Origin of the sequence: Campylobacter concisus, from assembly GCF_902460575.1 — a bacterium.
Lineage (GTDB): Bacteria > Campylobacterota > Campylobacteria > Campylobacterales > Campylobacteraceae > Campylobacter_A > Campylobacter_A concisus_AW.
Genome location: NZ_CABPUY010000007.1, coordinates 1 through 6,178, shown reverse-complemented (window position 1 = coordinate 6,178; position 6,178 = coordinate 1). Strand labels below are relative to the sequence as shown.

The 6,178-nt window shown below is 29.8% G+C and carries 7 protein-coding genes; all 7 read left to right on the top strand.

All coding sequences use genetic code 11. The features are described from left to right. Nucleotides 1-369 (top strand): hypothetical protein (locus F3G76_RS10630; protein ID WP_223227468.1); only part of this gene is annotated, 369 nt, incomplete at its 5' end. A 338-nt stretch (nucleotides 370-707) separates the two neighbouring features. Continuing rightward, nucleotides 708-4,109: a hemagglutinin repeat-containing protein gene (locus F3G76_RS10275; protein WP_149706664.1), complete on the top strand. Its 3,402-nt coding sequence runs from the start codon at nucleotides 708-710 to the stop codon at nucleotides 4,107-4,109. Continuing rightward, a complete protein-coding gene (locus tag F3G76_RS10270; RefSeq protein ID WP_048809729.1) occupies nucleotides 4,106-4,447 on the top strand; it encodes a hypothetical protein in 342 nt (113 codons plus the stop codon). Before F3G76_RS10275 ends, F3G76_RS10270 begins: the two co-directional genes overlap by 4 nt. Further along, on the top strand, nucleotides 4,444-4,809 hold the full coding sequence (locus F3G76_RS10265) for a hypothetical protein (protein WP_012001144.1): 366 nt from the start codon (nucleotides 4,444-4,446) through the stop codon (nucleotides 4,807-4,809). The genes F3G76_RS10270 and F3G76_RS10265 overlap by 4 nt, the downstream gene beginning before the upstream one ends. Before the next feature lie 188 nt (nucleotides 4,810-4,997). After that, nucleotides 4,998-5,411 carry a hypothetical protein gene (locus F3G76_RS10260; RefSeq protein WP_103639633.1) on the top strand — a complete coding sequence of 138 codons (414 nt, stop codon included), beginning with the start codon at nucleotides 4,998-5,000 and terminating at the stop codon, nucleotides 5,409-5,411. Beyond that, nucleotides 5,404-5,592 (top strand): hypothetical protein, encoded by a 189-nt coding sequence (locus F3G76_RS10255; RefSeq protein ID WP_035142560.1) that lies wholly within the window; start codon nucleotides 5,404-5,406, stop codon nucleotides 5,590-5,592. The genes F3G76_RS10260 and F3G76_RS10255 overlap by 8 nt, the downstream gene beginning before the upstream one ends. A 109-nt stretch (nucleotides 5,593-5,701) precedes the next feature. Next, nucleotides 5,702-5,926 carry a hypothetical protein gene (locus F3G76_RS10250; RefSeq protein WP_103653536.1) on the top strand — a complete coding sequence of 75 codons (225 nt, stop codon included), beginning with the start codon at nucleotides 5,702-5,704 and terminating at the stop codon, nucleotides 5,924-5,926. The last annotated feature ends 252 nt before the right edge of the window (nucleotides 5,927-6,178 follow it).

Genomic DNA, 6,178 nt, shown 5'->3' with positions numbered 1-6,178 from the left:
CCAATAAAAAATAACCAAGTAATACAATACCACATAATAAATAATTATTTTGACGATATAGTCCATAGTGAAATTCTAGAAATAACATTAAAATTATATAATAATAATGAGTTTGTTAAATTAATTTTTGATGATTTTTGTTCTTATAGAGTTAGTAAAGATTTTTATGCTACATACAATTGTGACGATTTACATAAAAGTTCATTTTGGACTATGAAAAATTCTGATTTTTTAATCGATGTTGTAAATAGTGGGAGAGATAAAATACCAGATACTTGGATTGATGCAATAAGAAGCTATCTAATAGTAACAAGTGAAAATTTCATAGAAATTGTTTCTTTTGATGAACCAAGAATAATTATTGTGTAATCACAAAGAGACTATTAACAAAACTAAATAAACCAACAAATTTACTTATTGTGATAACATTAGTTTTATCCAAAACAATACCTCACGCTTCATTATTGCCAAATTCTTAAGTTCTATAAATTAAATTTAAATTTGGTCAGTATCTAAAAAATAATAATATAAACTTACAAAAAACCACCATAAAAGGTTCAAACCTAATCGCTAAAGAAGATATAAATCTAATAAGTAAAAATGCAAATATCGATATATTAAATAGCACTGACACTACTGATATATCAAAAACACTAAAACAAGCAAAAGCAGCTCTTTCTATCACTGCCCAAAACGAATACGTAGAGGTGGCTCCAGCTAGTCTTGCTTTGATAGAAGCTATAAAGCAGCTTAAAAAGGTAAAAAAAGAGTATGATAGCTATAAACACACTAGAGATGATCTAAAAGATAAACTACATGAGCTAAAGCAAGCCTATAAAAGCAAAACTCCTGGCATAGATGGCTCAGATATAGAAGATCTATCAGATATCCTTGAAAATGTTAATGACGAAGAGAGATACTATAAGGCAAATATAGCCTTAGCTATGGCAAACGTAGAAGCTAAGAGCCTAGCACTTATAGCTCAAGTAGCAGCAGCTGCAAAGGCAGCATCTAACTGGTATACATTTGGCTTTAGTGTAGGAGTAGCAGCTAGTGTAAATGGTCACAAATCAAAATCAAACTCAAATGAAGTAGTCTCTAATCGGTCAAATTTAAGTGCAAATAACATCAAGATACAAACTCCAAATGATACAACTATCACTGGTTCAAATTTAAGTGCCAATAATCTAATAGATATAAGCACAAACAACTTAAATATAAACTCTAGCAAAAACACCTATACATCAGAAAGTAAAGACAAAAGCATAGGTGGAACCATGAGATATACTATGTATGGTGGCGGCGGCGGAAGTGCTGGCCTAAACTACTCTACTAGTAGTAGTGACACAGAGAGCCTAACAAACAATAACTCTCATCTTTACTCAGCTAAAGATATGAATATAAACACAGCTAATGACGCAACTATCAAGGGAGCAAATTTAAGAGCTGATGAGAGATTAAATTTAAAAGTAGGAAATAACCTAAACTTAGAGAGTGTAAGAGACAAATACGCATACAACGAAAGAGGATATAGTGTAGGTGTTGGTATAGGATTTAGTAGTGATAAATCACCAAACTCAAGCTTTGCTAATCCATCTAGCACAAAAGCAACTAGCACCAATGCAAATTTCTCTAGATCAAGCTCAAATACAATAACTAAACAAACTATTCTCTCATCTATAACAGCAAATGAGCTAAACGTAGAGGTAGCCAAAAACACTCATCTAAAAGGATCACTACTAGCAGCAGGAGAGTATGATAAAGATAATACCTTTATAGATAACCATAACCTAAATTTAAAAACAAATACCCTAAGCTATGAGAACCTATCAAATACAAGCTATGCTAAAGGAACAAACTTTAGTATAGGAGCTAACTATATCCTAGAAGATAAAAACAATAAAGATAGCAAATCAAATAATAATCAAGAAGATAAATTTACAGGTCTTAAATCAATAGATCTATCTAACCATAGAAATTTAAGCTACACACTATCTAAAAACCTAGCAACTCTAGGTAGTGGTAACATAGAGATAGCTGATAAAGAGAACTCTGATGATCTAACAAGACTAAATAGAGATACAACTAAACTAACAAAAGATCTAGTAAACACTAGCATAAGCTCAAATGTAGATGGTAGTATGGATTTAAGAGTGCTAACTAAGAGTGGGCAAAAGGATATCAAGGATGAGTTTAATACAGCTACTGCCATAACAAAAGCACTAAATGCCATTATAGAAATAGGCGAGTTTAACTTTAACAGTGAAGTAAAAGAAAATGTTGCACAGTATGAAGCTGGAAAACTATTAGGCAAAGAGCTGGCTCAAAAACTAACGGATGATAGTGTTACCATAGAAGAAAAAGAGGCCTTAGGAAATAAATTTATACAGCTATTTGCAAGTATGTCAGGTCTTGATCTAGATGGCATATCTTTAAGAATAATTGATGATAAATTCGCAAAAGGAAAAGACGATGAAAAATTTCTAGGATATTTTAATAGTGGCTCAATAATACTAAATTTAGCTCACATCAAAAATGTTGATCAGTTTGTGAGCACTCTAGGTCATGAGTTAAAACATGCTATGGATTATAAAGCTGGCAAATTTATACCAGGAGATAGTAAGCAAGATAGATATGCAAAACTAAAAGAAGATAGCTTTAGCGACTATCTAAACAAAGCTCTAAATTTACAAGATAGTGGCATCGATACCAAAGATGCAGCGATAAAGTATATTAAAAATCAAAGTAGCTTAAACACCCTTCTTTTAAATTCTTATATGTTTAATGGCTTAGATAAGAGTAAGGGGGATAATAGACAATTTAGTCAGCCAGAAATAGACTGGCTAAAGGCTAATGGCAATAATTTTGCCAACTTCATTAGAGAGAGAATAGGTATAGACATTTCTCAAGATGAAGCCATTTCAAGACTTTCAGTGCAAGCACTAAAGCAAAGTGATAATGTTTGGTCTTTGATGTTTAATAAAGATGATACCTTAGCAAAAGAGTTTTTGACAAAATCTGACAACAAGGATGGTCTATTTGTAGTTGATAAATTTGATAATAGAAATAATAGATTAAATTTAGATGTAGCCATTAATAATATAGATTTTTACAATAAATATATTCATCCAAATATAGACTCTTTGCCACTAGAAACAGTTAAAAATAGTATATTAAACTTGGCATCTAATGCAGATAAAATACCAAGTAACTTGCAAAACTGGTATAAAGATCAGACTTTTACCGCCTCTAGCTTGCGTGACGGTGCTATATCTTTAGCAAAAGATATAGCAGTAAACGGAGTAAGTGGCGTAAGAAATATGTACTATAATATATTTAACAACGATAAAAAGATTTTAGAAAAAGTTTATGACTATAATGGCATAAGCGATGATATAGCATTAATATCAGGATTTGATACGTCTAGTTTGACTGGTGTAGCAGCAATAGGGAAAGGAGCTGGCGTTGGTCTTGGAAAAGGTGCTGTTGGTTTAGGCAAGTTAGCAAAAGATGGAGTGGTTGCGGTAGGTAAAGCTAGTGTAAATGGAGCTTCTAAAATCGCTAATCAAATAGAAACAAACGCTTTAAATAAAATAACACAGAATTTGCCAAAAAATGCTATGTATAATAAAACAAATGGAATTATTTCAATAGAAAATAAAAATTTCATTCAAGTAGGAACTGACACTTTGACAAATTCGCCTATATTGCGAGAAATAGGATACAATAAAGGAAGCTATGCTCTAAAAGGAAATCACTATGTATCTACAGCAGATGGACTATATATGATAGGAAAAAATGCTCTACAAAGAACTGGAACAAAAGTTATTACAAATTCAAGTCTTAAAGATATTATGACACCTAGTATAAATCCGATAAGTAATATGTATTATAATGGAACAAATTTTGCGATTAGGAATTCCACAAAAATTACAGACTTTATAAATGGTTATTTTATACCTGGAACACCTGATTATGTTTTTTGGGGTGGTGTAGGTGCCTTAACAAATATGGGCATTAATTATGATACAACAATAGAAAATTTTAAAAATTCTTACGATGTCGTAAAAAATAGTATTATTGATTTTAAAAATGAGAATTTTAAATGATAAAATTCGTGGGTTTATTTTTTATTTTTATAGGTATTTGTGCGTATTTTGGTATAGAAATACCTGATAAATTTAACGGAACAATTATACCAAATCGCGATGCCACAATTATCTATGTTATCATAGGATTTATTTTTATATTTTTAGGAACAAAATACAAAATAAAATACCCTGAATTCACAAAATGCCCTAAATGTAAAAAGAGCTACAATTATAGTGATACAATCAAAGGCAAATGTCCTAAGTGCAATATTGATACAATAGAAATTGAGAAATATTATAAGCAATTTCCAAGCGAATTAGAAAATTTGGAAATAGATAAAAGGCAACAAAAATGATTAAATTTATAAGTTTAATAATTTTATTTATATTTTTGGTGGTATTCGTAACACAAACTTCTACTATTAAATTTACAAGCCCAATAGGTAAAAATGCTTTACAAAACACAAATACGAAAATCATAACAAATTCAAATTTAACCGAATTTATGAAACCTAGTGTAAATCCAATAAGTGATATGTATTATAGAGTGGGGAATGTTGTGATAAATCCTAAAACTTGGATTATAGGATATAGTAGAGTTGATATTGTAAATGGTGCAGTATCGCCAAATCCGCCAGAAACTGGATTGCAAAGCATTGGATTTGGAATTAAAGAATACATTATAAATCCGCTATTAGAAAGTAAATCAAATGAATAAATTTATAGCTTTATTGTGTGGCATAGTTTTTATTATCGGAAGTATTAGAATATATATGACAAAAAAATTTACTTTTCATTATTATGACCCATTATATCTAGGCGATTATGCAATTATTGTTAGTTTAGTTTTTTTATAGTAGGTTTATGTAATTTATATATTTTTTTAAATATGGTTTGGAATAAAAAATGAATAAATTTGATACTGCAACAGGAACTGCAATAAGTCCAAATGGAACTAGATATGCTATGAATGGAGTAACCGATATAAGCGGTTCGCCAGTATGGCAACAAATCGGCAAACAAGGTAGTTTGACAGAACAATACTTCGTATTTGCAAATAATGCCAAACAACAAATCACAAAACCACAAATTCTAAAAAACCAACCACAAAGTATGGTTTGGGATAGTGCATATAATGGTGTGAATTTTGTTTTGAAAAAACCAAATGCGATACCAAATTTTGTTGAAAGTTATTTGCCGGGAATTCCAAATTATAGTGGCTATGGATATGCTGGTGCTGGAATAAGTATCGCGTACGGACACGATAAGTTAAATCAAGATATAAAAGATTTTGCAAATTGGTTAAAATCAAATGATTAATGAAAAAAATTTTCTTGCGTTGGTTATGATTATTGCTGGATTTAAAGTATTGTTTATTAAACAATTTTGGGCAAGAGGAGCTTTTCATGATTTTTCAAATCCATTATTATATATACCAATAAGTGGATTTTTAATTATTGGTGGGTTTTTATTAATATTTAATAAAGGTAGCAAAAAATAACTATCTCAAAGCAGGAAATTAGGAAAGTTACAAATGGTAAAGGTATAACACTTTTGGAAAAAAGATTACCAGTGGGAATTAAAAGCTTTTTAGATTTTATGGAAAATAAATGAAATATGTACTTTATATTTTTTCAATAATTTTGTTTATCCAAGGTGTTTTATTAGCCTTTGGAATATCCGTTTATGGTGCGAGACAAAAACTTGAGCCAAACATGGAAAATATATGTTTTTGCTTTATATTTTCTATAATATGTTTTATTTTTGCTAGAAATAAGAAGATACTGGATTTTTTTGAAACCATCAATGGCATAAATAGCAAAAGCAAAAAATAGAAATAATTAAATTTATATTTTTATAAATGGAGCAACCTAGGTTAAATTTTGGTGATAGTATGCCAGCAGAAACAATTAAGGTATAAAATTATGAATTACTCTATTCCTTTGAAATATTATATAGTAATATCAATTATTGTAATGTCGATAGAAAGTTTTTTGTGTATCTTTTATGGTAAATATTATTTTCGTGGTTGGCACAATGCCGAAATAGAAGATATTATATTTCATGTAATTGTAACAATGTCTTTA

What these genes read in the sequence shown, in the direction of transcription:
- F3G76_RS10270 (WP_048809729.1), top strand. Translation starts at nt 4,106, where the DNA reads ATGATAAAATTCGTGGGTTTATTTTTTATTTTTATAGGTATTTGTGCG.
- F3G76_RS10265 (WP_012001144.1), top strand. Translation starts at nt 4,444, where the DNA reads ATGATTAAATTTATAAGTTTAATAATTTTATTTATATTTTTGGTGGTA.
- F3G76_RS10260 (WP_103639633.1), top strand. Translation starts at nt 4,998, where the DNA reads ATGAATAAATTTGATACTGCAACAGGAACTGCAATAAGTCCAAATGGA.
- F3G76_RS10255 (WP_035142560.1), top strand. Translation starts at nt 5,404, where the DNA reads ATGATTAATGAAAAAAATTTTCTTGCGTTGGTTATGATTATTGCTGGA.
- F3G76_RS10250 (WP_103653536.1), top strand. Translation starts at nt 5,702, where the DNA reads ATGAAATATGTACTTTATATTTTTTCAATAATTTTGTTTATCCAAGGT.